At 72.0% G+C, this 16,937-nt stretch carries 12 protein-coding genes; 10 read left to right on the top strand and 2 right to left on the bottom strand.

What is annotated here, in order from left to right; translation table 11 throughout:
• Positions 1-48: 48 nt before the first annotated feature.
• Entirely contained in the window at positions 49-1,248 is a 1,200-nt protein-coding gene (locus ACZ6ZI_RS16270; protein ID WP_469520823.1) for a saccharopine dehydrogenase family protein, read from the bottom strand.
• Between the two features lie 96 nt (positions 1,249-1,344).
• On the opposite strand from ACZ6ZI_RS16270, the gene ACZ6ZI_RS16275 reads away from it, so the two are divergent.
• The 6 genes from ACZ6ZI_RS16275 to ACZ6ZI_RS16300 all read left to right on the top strand — a co-directional run bounded on the left by ACZ6ZI_RS16275 (position 1,345) and on the right by ACZ6ZI_RS16300 (position 8,722).
• Positions 1,345-1,758, top strand: a complete 414-nt coding sequence (locus ACZ6ZI_RS16275; RefSeq protein WP_469520825.1) for an MmcQ/YjbR family DNA-binding protein — start codon at positions 1,345-1,347, stop codon at positions 1,756-1,758.
• A 119-nt stretch (positions 1,759-1,877) separates the two neighbouring features.
• On the top strand, positions 1,878-3,029 hold the full coding sequence (locus ACZ6ZI_RS16280; protein ID WP_469520828.1) for a CaiB/BaiF CoA transferase family protein: 1,152 nt from the start codon (positions 1,878-1,880) through the stop codon (positions 3,027-3,029).
• Positions 3,029-4,054: an LLM class F420-dependent oxidoreductase gene (locus tag ACZ6ZI_RS16285; protein WP_469520831.1), complete on the top strand. Its 1,026-nt coding sequence runs from the start codon at positions 3,029-3,031 to the stop codon at positions 4,052-4,054. The genes ACZ6ZI_RS16280 and ACZ6ZI_RS16285 overlap by 1 nt, the downstream gene beginning before the upstream one ends.
• Positions 4,055-4,073: 19 nt before the next feature.
• Positions 4,074-5,216 carry an acyl-CoA dehydrogenase family protein gene (locus ACZ6ZI_RS16290; protein WP_469520834.1) on the top strand — a complete coding sequence of 381 codons (1,143 nt, stop codon included), beginning with the start codon at positions 4,074-4,076 and terminating at the stop codon, positions 5,214-5,216.
• A 56-nt stretch (positions 5,217-5,272) separates the two neighbouring features.
• On the top strand, positions 5,273-6,487 hold the full coding sequence (locus tag ACZ6ZI_RS16295) for an acetyl-CoA C-acetyltransferase (protein ID WP_469520837.1): 1,215 nt from the start codon (positions 5,273-5,275) through the stop codon (positions 6,485-6,487).
• 48 nt (positions 6,488-6,535) lie between these two features.
• A complete protein-coding gene (locus tag ACZ6ZI_RS16300; protein ID WP_469520840.1) occupies positions 6,536-8,722 on the top strand; it encodes a 3-hydroxyacyl-CoA dehydrogenase NAD-binding domain-containing protein in 2,187 nt (728 codons plus the stop codon).
• 216 nt (positions 8,723-8,938) lie between these two features.
• On the opposite strand, the gene ACZ6ZI_RS16305 is transcribed toward ACZ6ZI_RS16300, so the two are convergent.
• Positions 8,939-9,691, bottom strand: a complete 753-nt coding sequence (locus ACZ6ZI_RS16305) for a MerR family transcriptional regulator (RefSeq protein WP_469520844.1) — start codon at positions 9,689-9,691, stop codon at positions 8,939-8,941.
• A gap of 85 nt (positions 9,692-9,776) precedes the next feature.
• Between ACZ6ZI_RS16305 and ACZ6ZI_RS16310 the strand changes: the two genes are divergently transcribed.
• The 4 genes from ACZ6ZI_RS16310 to ACZ6ZI_RS16325 all read left to right on the top strand — a co-directional run bounded on the left by ACZ6ZI_RS16310 (position 9,777) and on the right by ACZ6ZI_RS16325 (position 16,895).
• Entirely contained in the window at positions 9,777-11,609 is a 1,833-nt protein-coding gene (locus ACZ6ZI_RS16310; RefSeq protein WP_469520847.1) for an AMP-dependent synthetase/ligase, read from the top strand.
• Positions 11,610-11,769: 160 nt separating this feature from the next.
• A complete protein-coding gene (gene aspT, locus ACZ6ZI_RS16315) occupies positions 11,770-13,449 on the top strand; it encodes an aspartate-alanine antiporter (protein ID WP_469520848.1) in 1,680 nt (559 codons plus the stop codon).
• A 17-nt stretch (positions 13,450-13,466) separates the two neighbouring features.
• Positions 13,467-15,170: an aspartate-alanine antiporter gene (gene aspT / locus ACZ6ZI_RS16320; RefSeq protein WP_469520850.1), complete on the top strand. Its 1,704-nt coding sequence runs from the start codon at positions 13,467-13,469 to the stop codon at positions 15,168-15,170.
• Positions 15,171-15,236: 66 nt separating this feature from the next.
• Positions 15,237-16,895: a bifunctional aspartate transaminase/aspartate 4-decarboxylase gene (locus tag ACZ6ZI_RS16325; RefSeq protein WP_469520852.1), complete on the top strand. Its 1,659-nt coding sequence runs from the start codon at positions 15,237-15,239 to the stop codon at positions 16,893-16,895.
• Positions 16,896-16,937: the final 42 nt, after the last annotated feature.

A 16,937-nucleotide genomic window follows, 5' to 3' on the forward strand; every position in this document is an offset into this window, starting at 1 on the left:
CGAGCGGCGTGCCCGGGCCGCCGCGTGCCCGGGCCGCTCCGCGGCGGGTCAGCGCTCGTCGGCCACCCGGAAGCGGATGCCCGCCTTCTGGAGCCGGTCCAGCAGGGCGTCGCCCATCGCCACGGCGGTCGTCAGCTGTCCGGCGCGCTCCGGCAGGGCGTCGTGGGCCAGGCACAGCGCGGACTCGGCCAGCATCTTCGCCGTCTCCCCGTAGCCCGGGTCCCCGCCCGAGACCTCGGTGAACACGCGGCGGCCCCCGCCCTCGCCGACGAAGCGGACCGTGAACCAGCTGCGCGCGCGGCGCTCCGCGTCCGGGCCCCGCCCCGACTCCCAACGGCCCATCAGCCACCGCCGGGCCGGCGGGACCTGGGCGAGGGCCGCCACCGCGCCCACGGCGGCGCTCCCGCCCACGGCGACCGGCAGGTGCCGCACCGAGGCGTAGTGCCGGTAGCGGAAGTCGGGCCCGTAGCGCTCCAGCGCCGCCGCCGACCGGGTCACGACCCGGGGGTCCAGCGAGGGCAGCGGCAGCGCCCAGGTGCCGGTCTCCCGGCTGAACCGCGGGGCGCCCACGGGTCCCCGTACACGACGTCCGAGCAGCCGGGGCTCGTGCAGCCGGCGGGCCCGCGCGGCCGAAAGGGTCTGCGGGCCCCGGCCCATCGCGGTGAGGGCGGAGGCCAGGGTGCCGCCGGAGGCCAGCGCGGAGGAGCGCATGAACCCGTCCACGCGCAGCGGCACCCCGGCGGGCAGCCGGTTGACCGTGAAGTACGCCCCGAGGTCGGCCGGGATCGAGTCGAAGCCGCAGGCGTGCACGAGTCGGGCCCCCGTCTCGCGGGCGCGCGCGTCGTGCGCGACGTACGTCCGGTCGACGAACTCCGGCTCGCCGGTGAGGTCCACGTAGTCGGTGCCCGCCCCGGCGCAGGCGGCCACGATCTCCTCCCCGTACCAGACGTACGGGCCGACCGTGGTGGCCAGCACCCTGGTCGAGGCGGCGAGTTCGCGCATCGCCCTGGCGTCGCCGGCGTCGGCGCGCAGCAGCGGCAGCCCGGCGCAGGCCGGGTTCAGGCCCGCGAGCCGCTCGCGCAGTGCTTCGAGACGGGCGAGTTCGCGCCCTGCCAGTGCCCACCGGCAGCCGGCCGGCGCGTGTGCGGCGAGGTACTCGGCGGTGAGGGCGCCGACGAATCCGGTGGCGCCGAAGAGTACGACGTCGTGGGCCCGTTCGGGACCGTGGTCGCGGACGTGATCGTTCATGGACCGCTCCTCCCAGCTGGTGTCGGGGGCTGACGTTAGCGTGGGACCCGACGGTCTGTGCGATCAGGTGTGACCTGCGGTAAGTGGGAGGCGTCGGTGAAGGCTGCGGTGCGCAAGTGGGAGACGGTGCGCGAGTTCGCCCTGGGGCTGCCGGAGGCGGTCGAGGAGTTCCCCTGGGGTCCCGAGGACTGCGTGGTGAAGGTGAACAAGAAGATCTTCGTCTTCCTGGGGAACACGGACGGACCCCGGCCGCCGGGCCTGTCGGTCAAGCTCAAGGACGAGGCGCTGCACGGGCACGCCATGACCGCCCCCGGCGCCGAGCCCACCGGTTACGGGCTGGGCCGGGCGGGGTGGGTGTCGGTCCCGCTGGGGGAGAAGGGGGCGCCGTCGGCGGAGGTGCTGTGCGAGTGGGTGGAGGAGAGCTACCGGACCGTGGCGCTCAAGAGGCACCTGAAGGTCCTCGACGCCCGCCCGTCGGTCCTCGACGCCCGCCCCGCATCCGAGGCGTAGCGGGCGCGGTCCGGCCAAAGAGCCGCGGTTCCGCTCTTGTGCCGATCGGAACACGTTCCTAGCATCCCTGGTGTTACATCAGTTGTGTCACACACTCGCACCAGGGCGCTGGGGGCTCGATGGCAGTGACAGGGAACGGACGGCCTGCGGGCCGCGGTCCGCTCGCGGGAGTGCGCGTCGTCGAGCTGGCGGGCATCGGGCCCGGCCCGTTCGCCGCGATGCTCCTCGCCGACCTCGGCGCGGACGTCGTGCGCGTCGACCGTCCCGGCCCCGGCGGCCTCGCGATCGACCCGGCCTACGACGTCACCAACCGCCACAAGCGCTCGGTGCTCGTCGACCTCAAGTCGCCCGAGGGCCCCGGCCTGGTCCTCGACCTCGTCGAGCGGGCCGACGTGCTGATCGAGGGGTTCCGTCCGGGCGTCGCCGAGCGGCTCGGCGTCGGGCCCGCCGTCTGCCACGCCCGCAATCCGCGCCTGGTCTACGGCCGGATGACCGGCTGGGGCCAGGAGGGCCCGCTCGCGCGGACCGCCGGGCACGACATCGCGTACATCGCCGTCACCGGCGCGCTGGGCATGATCGGCGACGCCGACGGGCCGCCGGCCGTCCCGGCCAACCTGGTCGGGGACTACGCGGGCGGCTCCCTCTACCTCGTCATCGGCGTCCTCGCCGCGCTGCGGCACGCCCACACCCCCGACGGGACGGGCCAGGTCGTGGACGCCGCGATCGTCGACGGCACCGCCCACCTCACCGCCATGATCCACGGCATGGTCGCGGCCGGCGGCTGGCAGGACCGCCGCGGCGCCAACCTCCTCGACGGCGGCTGCCCCTTCTACGGCACCTACGAGACCTCCGACGGCGGGTACATGGCCGTCGGCGCGCTGGAGCAACAGTTCTACGACACCTTCGTGCGGCTCCTCGGCATCGAGGCCGAGGCCCCCGCCCGCAAGGACCTGGCCCGCTGGGGCGAACTGCGCGCCACCGTCGCCGCGCGCTTTCGCACCCGCACCCGCGACGAGTGGACGGCGGTCTTCGAGGGCAGCGACGCCTGCGTCGCCCCCGTGCTGTCCCTGGGCGAGGCCCCGCACCACCCCCACCTCGCGGCCCGCGCCACCTTCACCGACTTCGGCGGCATCACCCAACCGGCCCCGGCGCCCCGCTTCTCCGCCACCCCGACCGCCGTCACCGGCGGCCCGGCCCGCCCGGGGGCCGACACCGCATCCGTGGCCCGCGACTGGGACGTACCGGGCCTGACCACCGGGAAGGGCGCCTGATGGAACTGTCCATGCTGCTCGACTACGCGGGCGACCCCCGCAAGGCCGCGGACGAGGCCGCCGCGCTGGAGGCGGCCGGTCTCGACGCCGTCTGGGTCGCCGAGGCCTGGGGCTTCGACTCCCCGACGATCATGGGCTACCTGGCCGCCCGCACCGAGCGGATGAAGATCGGCTCGGCCATCCTCAACGTCTACTCCCGCACCCCCGCCCTCATCGCCCAGACCGCCGCCGGCCTCGACGCGATCTCCGGCGGCCGGGCCGTGCTCGGGCTCGGGGCCTCCGGCCCGCAGGTCGTCGAGGGCTGGCACGGGAAGCCGTACGACAGGCCGCTGGGCCGCACCCGCGAGACCGTCGAGCTCTGCCGGCGGATCTGGCGCCGCGAGACCGTCGAGCACCACGGCATCACCGACATGCCGCTGCCCGCGGAGAAGGGCGGCCGGCACGGCAGGCCGCTGAAGATCCTCACCCGCCCCGTCCGCGACCGGATCCCCATCCACATCGCCTCCCTCGGCCCCGCCAACGTGGCGCTGACCGCCGAGATCGCCGACGGCTGGCTGCCCACCCTCTTCCTGCCCGCGAAGGCGTCCGCCGTATGGGGCGACGCCCTCGCCGCGGGCACCGCGAAGCGGGACCCCGCGCTGGGGCCGCTGGACACCGTCGCGGGCGGCCTGCTCGCCATCGGCGAGGACGCGGCCGCCGCGCGCGACCTCGCGCGCCCGCAGATCGCCCTGTACGTCGGCGGCATGGGCGCGCCCGGCAAGAACTTCTACAACGACCTCGCCGTCGCCTACGGCTACGGGGAGGCGGCCCGCAGGATCCAGGAGCTCTACCTCTCCGGCCGCAAGCGCGACGCGGCGGCGGCCGTCCCGGACGAGTTCTGCGAGCTGATGACCCTGTGCGGGCCCGAGGGGTACGTGCGCGAGCGCGTCGAGGCCTTCCGGGAGGCCGGCGTCACCATGCTCAACGTGACGCCCGTCGGCCCCGAGCCGGCCCGGCTGATCGAAACCGTCAAGAGCTGGCTGTAGGACACGGGGGAGACGCACGATGCAGCGCAGGATCTACGACGCCGACCACGAGGCGTTCCGCGAGACCGTCCGCACCTTCCTGAACAAGGAGGTGCTGCCGCACTACGAGCAGTGGGAGAAGGACGGCGTCGTCAGCCGTGACGCCTGGCTCGCCGCCGGCCGTCAGGGGCTGCTGGGCCTGGCCGTACCGGAGGAGTACGGCGGCGGGGGCAACCCCGACTTCCGCTACGCCGCCGTCCTGGCCGAGGAGTTCACCCGTGCGGGCGCCCCGGGCCTGGCCATCGGCCTGCACAACGACATCATCGGCCCGTACCTGACCTCGCTGTCCACCGAGGAGCAGAAGCGCCGTTGGCTGCCCGGGTTCTGCTCCGGCGAGACGATCACCGCCATCGCGATGACCGAACCCGGCGCCGGCTCCGACCTCCAGGGCATCCGCACCACCGCCGAGGACCGCGGGGACCACTGGCTGCTCAACGGCTCCAAGACCTTCATCTCCAACGGGGTCCTCGCCGACCTGGTGATCGTCGTCGCCCGGACCACCCCCGAGGGCGGCGCCCACGGCCTGTCCCTGCTCGTCGTCGAGCGGGGCGCCGAGGGCTTCGAACGGGGCCGCAACCTCGACAAGATCGGCCAGAAGGCCCAGGACACCGCCGAACTGTTCTTCCAGGACGTGCGCGTCCCCAAGGAGAACCTCCTCGGCGAGCTCAACGGCGCGTTCGTGCACCTCATGACCAACCTCGCGCAGGAGCGCATGGGCATCGCGATGGCCGCCATCGCCGCCGCCGAACACCTGCTGGAGATCACCACCACCTACGTGAAGGAACGCGAGGCCTTCGGCCGGCCGCTGTCCAGGCTCCAGCACGTCCGCTTCGAGATCGCCGAGATGGCGACCGAGTGCGCGGTCACCCGCACTTTCCTGGACCGCTGCATCACCGACCACTCCAACGGCGAACTCGACCACGTCCACGCCTCGATGGCCAAGTGGTGGGCCACCGAACTCCAAAAGCGCGTCGCCGACCGCTGCCTGCAACTGCACGGCGGGTACGGGTACATGAGCGAGTACCGGGTCGCCCGGGCCTTCGTCGACGGCCGGATCCAGACCATCTACGGCGGCACGACCGAGATCATGAAGGAGATCATCGGCCGCTCCCTCCTGGGCTGAACCGCCGAACCCCCTTCCCCCGCCTCCCCCTCGGAACCCTGCGAAAGGCTTGACCAGTGAGCACCGAAGCTTACGTATACGACGCGATCCGCACCCCGCGCGGCCGCGGCAAGGCCAACGGCGCCCTGCACGGCACCAAGCCGATCGACCTGGTCGTCGGCCTCATCCACGCCCTGCGCGAGCGCAACCCCGGACTGGACCCGGGCACCATCGACGACATCGTGCTGGGCGTCGTCGGCCCGGTCGGCGACCAGGGCTCCGACATCGCCCGGATCGCGGCCATCGCGGCGGGCCTCCCCGACACCGTCGCCGGCGTCCAGGAGAACCGCTTCTGTGCCTCCGGCCTGGAGGCCGTCAACCTGGCCGCCGCCAAGGTCCGCTCCGGCTGGGAGGACCTCGTCCTCGCGGGCGGCGTCGAGTCCATGTCCCGCGTCCCGATGGCCTCCGACGGCGGGGCCTGGTTCGCCGACCCCATGACCAACTGGGACACCGGCTTCGTGCCGCAGGGCATCGGCGCCGACCTCATCGCCACCATCGAGGGCTTCTCCCGCCGCGACGTGGACGAGTACGCCGCCCTCTCCCAGGAGCGCGCGGCCAACGCCATCAAGGAGGGCCGCTTCGCGAAGTCCGTGGTCCCGGTCACCGACCGCAACGGCCTGGTCGTCCTGGACCACGAGGAGTTCGTCCGCCCGGGCACCACGGCCGACTCCCTGGCCCGGCTCAAGCCCTCCTTCGCCGACATCGGCGACCTCGGCGGCTTCGACGCCGTCGCCCTCCAGAAGTACCACTGGATCGAGCGGATCGACCACGTCCACCACGCCGGCAACTCCTCCGGCATCGTCGACGGCGCCTCCCTCGTCGCCATCGGCACCCGCGAGGCGGGGGAGCGGGGCGGTCTGCGCCCCCGCGCCCGGATCGTCTCCGCCGCCGTCTCCGGCTCCGAGCCCACCATCATGCTCACCGGCCCCGCCCCGGCCACCCGCAAGGCCCTGGCCAAGGCCGGCCTGACCATCGACGACATCGACCTGATCGAGATGAACGAGGCCTTCGCCGGCGTCGTCCTGCGCTTCGTCAAGGACATGGGCATCACCCTCGACAAGGTCAACGTCAACGGCGGCGCCATCGCGCTCGGCCACCCCCTCGGCGCCACCGGCGCGATGCTGCTGGGCACCGTCGTCGACGAACTGGAGCGCCAGGACAAGCGCTACGGGCTCGTCACCCTGTGCGTCGGCGGCGGCATGGGCGTCGCGACCGTCGTCGAACGCGTCTGAACCGTCCTGCATCCCCTCCCCGGACCTTCCGAAACGAAAGCAGTGACCATGAGCGAGTCCACCACGATCCGCTGGGAACAGGACGAGACCGGCGTCGTCACCCTGATCCTCGACGACCCGAACCAGTCCGCCAACACGATGAACCAGGCCTTCAAGGACTCCATCGCGGCCATCGCCGACCGCGCCGAGGCCGAGAAGGACTCGATCCGCGGCATCATCTACACCTCCGCCAAGAAGACCTTCTTCGCGGGCGGCGACCTCAAGGACATGATCGGGCTGCGCCCCGAACACGCCCGGATCGCCTTCGACACCGGTACCGAGATCAAGCGCTCCCTGCGCCGCATCGAGACCCTCGGCAAGCCGGTCGTGGCCGCCATCAACGGAGCGGCCCTCGGCGGCGGTTACGAGATCGCCCTCGCCTCCCACCACCGCGTCGCCCTCGACGCCCCCGGATCGAGGATCGGCCTGCCCGAGGTCACCCTCGGCCTGCTCCCGGCCGGCGGCGGCGTCACCCGCACCGTGCGCCTCATGGGCATCGCCGACGCGCTGCTCAAGGTCCTGCTCCAGGGCAACCGGTACGACCCGAAGCGGGCCCTGGACAACGGCCTCGTCCACGAACTGGCCGCCACGCCCGAGGAGATGCTCGCCAAGGCGCACGCCTTCATCGACGCGAACCCGCAGTCGCAGCAGCCCTGGGACGTCCCCGGCTACCGGATCCCCGGCGGCACCCCGTCCCATCCGCGCTTCGCCGCCAACCTGCCGGCCTTCCCCGCGAACCTGAAGAAGCAGCTGAACGGGGCCCCGTACCCCGCGCCGCGCAACATCCTCGCCTGCGCCGTCGAGGGTTCCCAGGTGGACTTCGAGACCGCGCTGACCATCGAGGCCCGGTACTTCACCGAGCTGGTCACCGGCCAGACCGCCAAGAACATGATCCAGGCGTTCTTCTTCGACCTCCAGGCCGTCAACGCCGGCCGCAGCCGCCCGCGGGGCGTCGAGCCCCGCGCGGTCCGCAAGGTCGCCGTCCTGGGCGCCGGGATGATGGGCGCCGGCATCGCCTACTCCTGTGCCCGCGCGGGCATCGAGGTGGTGCTCAAGGACGTCACCCCGGAAGCCGCCGCGAAGGGCAAGGCGTACTCGGAGAAGCTCCTCGACAAGGCCCTCTCCCGGGGCCGTACGACCGAGGCGAAGCGCGCCGAACTGCTGGCCCGGATCACCCCGACCGCCGAGGCCGCCGACCTGGCCGGCTGCGACGCCGTCATCGAGGCCGTCTTCGAGGACACCGCCCTCAAGCACAAGGTCTTCCAGGAGATCCAGGACGTCGTCGCCCCCGACGCGCTGCTGTGCTCCAACACCTCGACGCTGCCCATCACGGGCCTGGCCGAAGGGGTCTCGCGTCCCGCCGACTTCATCGGCCTGCACTTCTTCTCGCCGGTCGACAAGATGCCGCTGGTGGAGATCATCAAGGGCGATGCCACCGGCGACGAGGCCATCGCCCGCGCCTTCGACCTGGTCCGGCAGATCGACAAGACCCCGATCGTGGTCAACGACTCGCGCGGCTTCTTCACCTCGCGCGTCATCGGCCAGTTCATCAACGAGGGCGTGGCCATGGTCGGCGAGGGCGTCGAACCCGCCTCGATCGAGCAGGCCGCCGCCCAGGCCGGCTACCCGGCCAAGGTGCTCTCCCTGATGGACGAGCTCACCCTGACCCTGCCCCGCAAGATCCGCAACGAGACCCGCAAGGCCTTCGAGGCCGAGGGGCGTGCCTGGAGCGAGCACCCCGCCGACACGGTCATCGACCGCATGGTCGACGAGTTCGGCCGTCCCGGCCGCAGCGGAGGCGGCGGCTTCTACGAGTACGACGAGGCGGGCAAGCGCGTCGGCCTGTGGCCGGGCCTGCGCGAGCACTTCGCGAAGCCGGCCGGGCAGGACCCCGCCGGGGCCGTGCCCTTCGAGGACATGAAGGAGCGGATGCTCTTCTCCGAGGCCCTGGACAGCGTCCGCTGCCTCGACGAGGGCGTGCTCACCTCCGTCGCCGACGCCAACATCGGCTCCATCATGGGCATCGGCTTCCCCGCCTGGACCGGCGGCGTGCTCCAGTACATCAACGGCTACGAGGGCGGCCCCGCCGGCTTCGTGGCCCGGGCGAACGAGCTGGCCGCCCGCTACGGCGAGCGCTTCACCCCGCCGGCCTCCCTGGTCGCGAAGGCCGAGCGCGGCGAGACGTACGCCGACTGAGCCCGGCCCCGCCGGCCCCGCCCGGCCCCGCCCGGCCCCGCCCGGCCCCGCCCGGCCCCGCCGGCCCCGCCCGGCCCCGCCGGCCCCGCCCGGCCCCGCCCGGGGCCGGGCGGGCCCCCGGCCGTGCGGTCCGTCCCCCACGGGGCGGGCCGCACGGCCCGGAGACGTCACGGCGCGCGGCGGGGTCACGGCCCCGAGCGGTCACGGCCCGAGCGGTCACCGCCCCGAGTCGCCGCCCCCGGGCTCCGGTTCCGCGACGAACGCCGCCCGCAACTCCTCCTTCAGCGACCGCTGGAACGCCGTCACCAGGGCCTGCACCACCATCGGCTGCATGTGCGCCGACAGGGCCTTCATCGACTCCACGCGCTCCGGATCGTCCTCGCCCTCGGTGAACGGACTCCACACCTCGTCGCGGAACAGGGCCGTCAGCTGGTGGGCCGCCGTCCGGGCGTGCTCCAGCAGCACCTCGCGGGCCGCGAGGATCGTCTCGTGCGCGATCGGCACGTCCAGCAGCGCGACGCCGAGCCGCAGCAGACCCACGTCCACCCGGAAACCGTCCCCCGAGGCCGCCAGCACGTTCATCGCCGCCAACCTGCGCAGGTCACCGTCCGCGAGGTTCCGTCCGGCCCGGCGCTCCAGCTCCGCCCGCGAGAACTCCCGCGCCCCCTCGGGCGCCCAGGTGGTCACCAGCGCCCGGTGGATCGCCAGGTCGTGCGCGCTCAGGTCGTCGGGCAGCGCGTCCAGGTACCGCTGGATCGCCGACAGGGTCATGCCCTGGTGCTGCAACTCCTCGATCAGCGCGAGGCGCGACAGGTGCTCCGGACCGTAGTGCCCCACACGACGGGCTCCGATCACGGGAGGGGGCAAAAGCCCGCGCGTGCTGTAGAACCGTACGGTGCGGACGGTGACACCGGCCTTCGACGCCAGCTCGTCGACGGTGAGCATCGGCTCGGTCGCCCGGTCGGTCATCGTCCGCTCCTCGCTCTCTGCTCCACAGCTTGGGTTCAACAGTATTGCTGTCGCACCAACGATGTGAAACGGCCAGGAGCTGCCCATGACCACGAACCTGCGACTCCCCGGACGACCCGAGGAACTCACCCTCCCGACCCTGCTCGCCCGCAACGCGGAGGAACACGCGGAGCTGCCCGCGCTCTCCTGGCGCGAGGGCACCGCCTGGACCACCCTCACCTGGGGCGAGGTCCGCCGCGAGGTCGCCGACCTCGCCGCCGGCTACAGCGCCCTCGGCGTGGGCCGCGGCGACCACGTGCTGATCATGATGGGGAACCGTCCCGAGCACTGGCTGAGCGACCTCGCCCTCGTCCACCTCGGCGCCGTCCCCGTCACCGTCTACGGAACCTCCGCGCCCGACCAGGTCGCCCACATCGCCCGCCACAGCCGGGCCCGGCTGGCCGTCGTCGAGGGCGCCCGCGAACTCGCCCGCTGGGAACCCCTGCTGGCCGACACCGCGACCCCGCTGGAGCGGCTCGTCGTCGCCGAGCCCGCCGACGCCGGACCCCACCGCGCCTACGCCTCCGTCCGGGCCGCCGGCGCCCGCGCGCACCGCGCCGACGCCTTCGAGAAGGCCTGGCGCGAGAGCCGCCCCGAGGACCCCCTCACCGTCGTCTACACCTCGGGCACCACCGGCGACCCCAAGGGGGTCCGCCTCACCCACCGCAACATCCTGCTCCAGACCGTCCGCCTCGACCGCAACGTCGACCTCCCCGAGCACGCCGAGCACATCTGCTACCTGCCCTTCGCGCACATCGCCGAACGCATCCTCGGCATCTACCTCCCCCTGCTGCGCGCCGCCCACGTCCGCCTCGTCGCCGACCCGACCACCGTGGCCGTCGCCGTGCGCGAGCTGCGACCCGTGCAGTTCTTCGGGGTGCCCCGGGTCTGGGAGAAGCTGGCCGCGGGCGTACGGGCGGTCCTGGCGCGGCTCCCCGAGGAGCAGCAGAGGGCCATCGCCGAGGCGGGGGACGTGGCGCGCTCCGTCGCCGGGCACCGCGAACGCGGGGAGGAGGTGCCGGCCGCGCTGGAGGCCTCGTACGCCCGGGTCAAGGAGGCGGTGCTCGATCCGCTGTTGGGACTGGCCGGGCTGGACCGGCTGGTGTGGACGGCCAGCGCCACCGCGCCGATGCCGATCGACGTGGTCCGCTTCTGGGCGGGCTGGGGAATCACGATCATGGACGCCTGGGGGCTGACCGAGACCGCCGGGGTGTGCACGGTCAACAGCCCGGACGGGTTCCGGCTGGGCTCGGTGGGCCGCCCCATCGAGGGCCTGGAGCTGAAGGTCGCCGAGGACGGGGAGGTCCTCACGCGCGGCGCGACCGTCTTCGACGGCTACCTGCGCCCCGACGGCACGGTGGAGGCCGCGACCGACGCCGAGGGCTGGTTCCCCACCGGGGACGTGGGCCGGATCGACGAGGACGGCTTCCTGTGGATCACCGACCGCAAGAAGGAACTCATCATCACCTCCAACGGCAAGAACGTCTCGCCGGCGCTGGTGGAGAACACCGTCAAGGAACACCCGCTGATCGGCCAGGCCCTGGTGCACGGCGACGGCCGCTCCTACCTGGTCGCCCTGCTGGTCCTGGACCGCGAACTGGCCCCCGTCTGGGCCGCCGCCCGGGGCATCGAGGTCCAGGGCCCCGACGGGTTGGCGACGCACCCCGAGGTGCTCGCCGAGGTCGCGCGCGCGGTGGAGGCCGCCAACGCCCGCCTCAACCGCACCGAGCAGATCAAGCGCTACCGGGTTCTGGAGGGCGAGTGGGGCCCGGAGTCGGGTGAACTGACCCCCTCGCTGAAACTGCGCCGCCGGGTGGTCCGGGAGAAGTACGGCCCGCTGATCGAGGCGCTGTACGAGGACCCGTACCCGGCGGGCTGACCCGGACGGTCGAGCCCGCGAACGGGCGCGCGGGCGACGCCCCGCGTGACCCGGACGGCCGAGCCCGGCGGGCGGTCACCCGCCCGCCGGGCCAACGTGGACGAATGTCCGTACTTTCGTCCCGACCCTCCGGCCGCGGCGCGGAGCGGGGTGAGCGCTCGTGGGCGTACTGAGCGACCATCCCGAACTCGCGCTCTTCCTCTGCCTCGCCGTCGGCTACCTCGTCGGCAAGCTCCGCGTCGGCCCCATCACCCTGGGCGGCATCTGCGGGACGCTGATCGTCTCCCTCCTGCTGGGGGCCTGGGCGAAGATCCAGATCGACGCGGACGTCAAGACGATCTTCTTCGCCCTGTTCATCTTCGCCCTGGGCTACCTGGCGGGACCGCAGTTCTTCGCCAACCTCAACCGCAAGAGCCTGCGCTTCTTCACGCTCTGCCTGATCGAGCTGGTCTCCGTCCTGACCCTGGCCTACTTCCTGGCCAAGGCCTTCGACCTCGACGTGGGCACCGCCTCCGGCATCCTGGCCGGCGCGGCCACCGAATCCGCGGTCGTCGGCACGGCGAGCGAGGCCATCGGCAAACTGCCGGGCCTGAGCGCGGACCAGATCGAGACCTACCAGGGTCACGTGGCGACCGCCTACACCGTCTGCTACCTCTTCGGCCTGGTCACCATCGTGATCTACACGAGCCAGATCATGCCGATGCTGCTGCGGATCAACCTCAGGGACGCCTCGCGCGACCTGTGGGAGCGGATGCGCGGCAGCGGCGGTGGTCTGGAGGGCGACGAACGCGAGGCCCTCCCCGGTCTCGTCGGCCGGACCTACCTCGTCACCCTGGCCGACGGACGTACGGTCGGGAACCTGGAATCCGACTTCGGCGGTCGCGTCACGGTGGAGGCCGTCAAACGCGGCTCCAAGACCCTCGAACCGTACCCGGAGCTCGAACTCACCCTTTCCGACCTGGTCCTCCTCGTCGGCAGGCGGGCGAACACCATCGAGGCGGGCCGCGCGATCGGCCCGGAGACCCCCGGCATCCCCGGCGTGGACACCCCGCTGGCCACCAGCCAGATCGCGGTCACCAAGGCCACCGTGTCGGGGCAGACGATCGACCGCATCGTCCGCGAGCACCCCGAGTTCTCCCGCTCGGGGGTGTACGTCACCGAGGTGCTCCGCGGCGACCAGACCCTGCCCGCCACCCCGGACACGGTCATCCAGCGCGGCGACGTCGTCACCCTCGTCGGCGCCCGCAGCGGGCTGTCCAGGATCGTCGCGAAGATCGGCACCGTCGCCAAGAACGACGCCACCGACTTCATCTACCTCGGCTTCGGCATCGCCGCCGGCTCCCTCCTCGGCCAGATCGTGGTCCGCTTCGGCGGGGTCCCGCTCTCGCTCGGGACCGGCGGCGGCTGCCTGATCTCCGGGCTCCTCTTCGGCTGGTTCCGCTCCCGCAGGCAGACCTTCGGGGCCTTCCCGCCCCAGGCCGCGACCACCATCAAGGACATGGGCCTCGCCGTGTTCATCGCCTGCACGGGGCTCACCTCCGGCCCGCAGGCCTGGCCCCTGCTCAAGGAGTACGGGGCCCTGCTGCCCTTCGCGGGCATCGCCATGGTCCTCGTACCGGCCACGCTCTCCCTCTTCGTCGGCCGCAAGCTGTTGGGGATCGAGCCCCCGCTGCTGATCGGCGCCATCGCGGGCCAGCAGTGCTCGACCCCGGCCATCACCTCGGTCACCCAGGTCGCCCAGAGCTCGGTGCCCATGCTCGGCTACACGATCACCTACGCGCTCTCCAACTTCCTGTTGCCGCTGACCGGTCCGATCCTCGTCGGCATCCTCGGAGCCTGAACGCCGGAGGGCAATCCATGATCGACTTTCTCGACCGGAACGTCTTCGCGCCCCATCCGGAACTGCTCGTGTTCCTCACGGTCGCCCTGGGCTTCCTCGCCGGCAAGCTGCGGTGGCGGGCCATCGCGCTGGGCGCCGTCACCGGCTGCCTGGTCGTGGGCCTGCTCCTCGGGGCACAGTTCAAGATCACCATCGACGGCACCGTGAAGAACCTCTTCTTCACCATGTTCCTCTTCGCGCTCGGCTACAAGGTGGGCCCGCAGTTCTTCCGGGGCCTGAAGAAGGACGGGCTGCCCCAGGTCGTCAACGCCGTCGTCGTCTGCGTCACCGGCCTGTTGGTCTCCTGGGGCTTCGCCGTCCTCCTCGGCTACGGGCCCGGGCTCAGCGCGGGGCTGCTCGGCGGCGCGCTCACCCAGTCGGCCGTGATCGGCGTCGCCCAGGACGCGATCGGCAACCTCCCCGGCCTCACCCCCGACCAGATGAAGGAGCAGGAGAACCTCGTCGCCGTCGGGTACGCCGTCACCTATCCCCTCGGCACCATCCTGTGCGCCATGCTGCTCGCCAACGTGCTGCCCCGGCTCTACCGCCGCGACCTCGCCGCCGAGAGCGCGCTGCTGGCCAAGGAGCTCGACGCTCCCGAGGACGATCCGGACCTGCGCGAGGGCTACTACGAGGTCGTCCTGAGGGCCTACACCCTCCAGCGACCCGACCTCGTCGGCCGCACCATCGAGGACTTCGAACAGCAGCAGAAGGCCCTCGACCGCCGGATCTACCTCACCCGGGTGCGGCGTGACGGACAGATCCTCGACCACACCCAGCAGACCGTGCTGCGCGAGGGCGACGTGGTCGCCGTCAGCGCGCTGCGCGGCTCGCTCGTCGAGTTCGACGCCCGCACCCACATCGGCGCGGAGACCGACGACGTCGAACTCCTCGGCTACCGCACCGAAAGCCTCCACGTCGTCGCCTCCGAGAAGGCGTGCCTCGGCAAGACGATCGCGGAGCTGCGCCAGGAGCCCTTCATGGTCGGCGTGTTCATCGACCGGGTGTACCGCTCGGGCGCCGAGTTCCCCTACCGCCTCTCCACGAAGGTGGAACGGGGGGACACGCTGGTGCTCTCCGGGCCCGCCCGGCTCGTGGACCCCGCCGGAGCGGCGATCGGCAAGCCCGTGCCGACCAGCTTCGCCACCGACATGATCTGGGTCGGGGCCGGCATCTTCCTCGGCGGCTGCGTCGGCATCCCCGCACTGACGGCCGGCGGGGTCCCCATCTCCCTGTCGACCTCCGGCGGCGCGCTGATCATGGGCCTGGTCTTCGGCTGGATCCGGGGCAGGTACCCCACGTTCGGCAACGTCCCGCCCGGAGCCCAGTGGTTCATGGACACCTTCGGGCTGTGCCTGTTCGTGGCGGTCGTCGGTCTCAACGCCGGCCCCGGCTTCACCAGCGGCCTGGCGACGGCCGGCTGGGGACTGCTCGTCTTCGGCGCGATCGCCACCGTGATCCCGCTGATCGTGGGCTTCCTCGTCGGGCACCACGTCCAGAGGATCCGCTTCCCGATCCTCATGGGCGTCCTCGCCGGCGGACAGACCACGACGGCGGCCATCGGCGCCGTCAACGAACAGTCCAGGTCACAGGTGCCGGTGCTCGGGTACACCATCCCGTACGCGATCGGGAACGTGCTGCTGACCATCTGGGGCGCGGTCATCGTGCTCCTCACCCACTGACCACCCATCACAGCGTCCCTTCCCCCGACGAACGCCGGTCCGCCGGCGCCGACCCGAGGAACCACCGTGCCGGAGACCAGCTTCAGCCGCGAGGAGATCCAGTCCTTCGCGCAGCTCAGCCCCTTCGAGCTGAAGGACAAGTTCATCCAGCTCGCCACCGCCGCCCAGGAGGAGAAGCCGGGGCAGAAGGACACCACCGCCCGCGCCATGCTCAACGCCGGTCGCGGCAACCCCAACTGGATCGCGACGGGTCCGCGCGAGGCCTTCTACGCGCTCGGCTACTTCGCGCTCGACGAATCGCGTCGGGTGTGGACCGCCGACAACCTCGGCGGCATGCCCGAGAAGGCGGGCATCGGCGACCGCTTCGACTCCTGGGTCCGACGCCACCCGGAGCTGCCCGGTGTCGAGATGCTGTCCGCGTGCGTCGCGTACGCGCTGTCGCGCTGGCCGTTCGACAAGGACGCGTTCGTCCACGAGCTCACCGATGCCATCACCGGTGACAACTACCCGGTACCGGACCGGATGCTGACGCACGCGGAGCACGTGGTGCGCGGGTACCTCGCGGACGAGATGTTCGACAAGCGCCCCCCGGGGGACAACACGCTCTCCCTCTTCGCCACCGAGGGCGGCACCGCCGCCATGTGCTACATCTTCGACTCGTTGATGAAGAACGGAGTCCTCCACAAGGGCGACAAGATCGCCCTGATGACCCCGGTGTTCACCCCGTACATCGAGATCCCCGAACTCGACACCTTCGAGTTCGAGGTGGTCAACGTCTCCGCGAACCTCTTCGCCGAGACCGGCGTGCGCCAATGGCGCTACCCCGAGGACCAGGTCGCCCAGCTCGCCGACCCCGCCGTCAGGCTGGTCTGTCTGGTCAACCCGAGCAACCCGCCCTCCCTGGCCCTGAGCGAACGGGTCGCGAACCAGATCAAGGACATCGTCGCGGGCCCCAACCCCGACCTGATCATCGTCACCGACGACGTGTACGGCACCTTCGTGCCCGGCTTCCGCTCGCTCGCCGCCGAGCTGCCGCGCAACACCCTGCTGGTGTACTCGTACTCGAAGCACTACGGGTGCACGGGCTGGCGCCTCGGCGTCATCGGGCTGCACGAGGACAACGTCATCGACGAGATGATCGCCGGCTTCCCGCGGGAGCACAAGGACCGCCTGGCCAAGCGGTACGGCACGCTGAGCCTGGAACCCGAGAAGATCCGCTTCATCGACCGCCTCGTGGCCGACTCCCGCTCGGTGGCCCTCAACCACACGGCCGGGCTCTCCCTGCCGCAGCAGGCGATGATGACCCTCTTCTCCCTCTTCGACCTGATGGCCGAGGGCCAGGCCTACAAGGAACGCATCCGCGCGATCGTCCACCGACGCCTCGACCTCCTCCTCGAAGGCGCGCAGATGAAGATCAGCGACGACGACCGGCGGGCCGGCTACTACATCGAGCTGGACCTGCTCGCCGAGGCCGAGCGCACCCACGGCAAGGACTTCGCCGCCTTCCTGGAGAAGAACTACGAGCCCGTGGACCCGCTGTTCCGGCTCGCCGAACAGACCTCGGTGGTACTGCTCAACGGGGGCGGCTTCGACGGCCCCGAATGGTCGGTACGCGTCTCCCTGGCGAACCTGGACGACCTGGACTACCTGAAGATCGGCCACCACCTCAGGGGGATCTTCGACGACTACGCCGCGGAGTGGCGCCGCGCGGAGGCGGCCGGCTGACGGCGAGGGGTGCCCGCCCTCGCGGCGGGCACCCCGAGCGCG

The sequence above is a fragment of the Streptomyces sp. NPDC103540 genome (genome assembly GCF_055584445.1).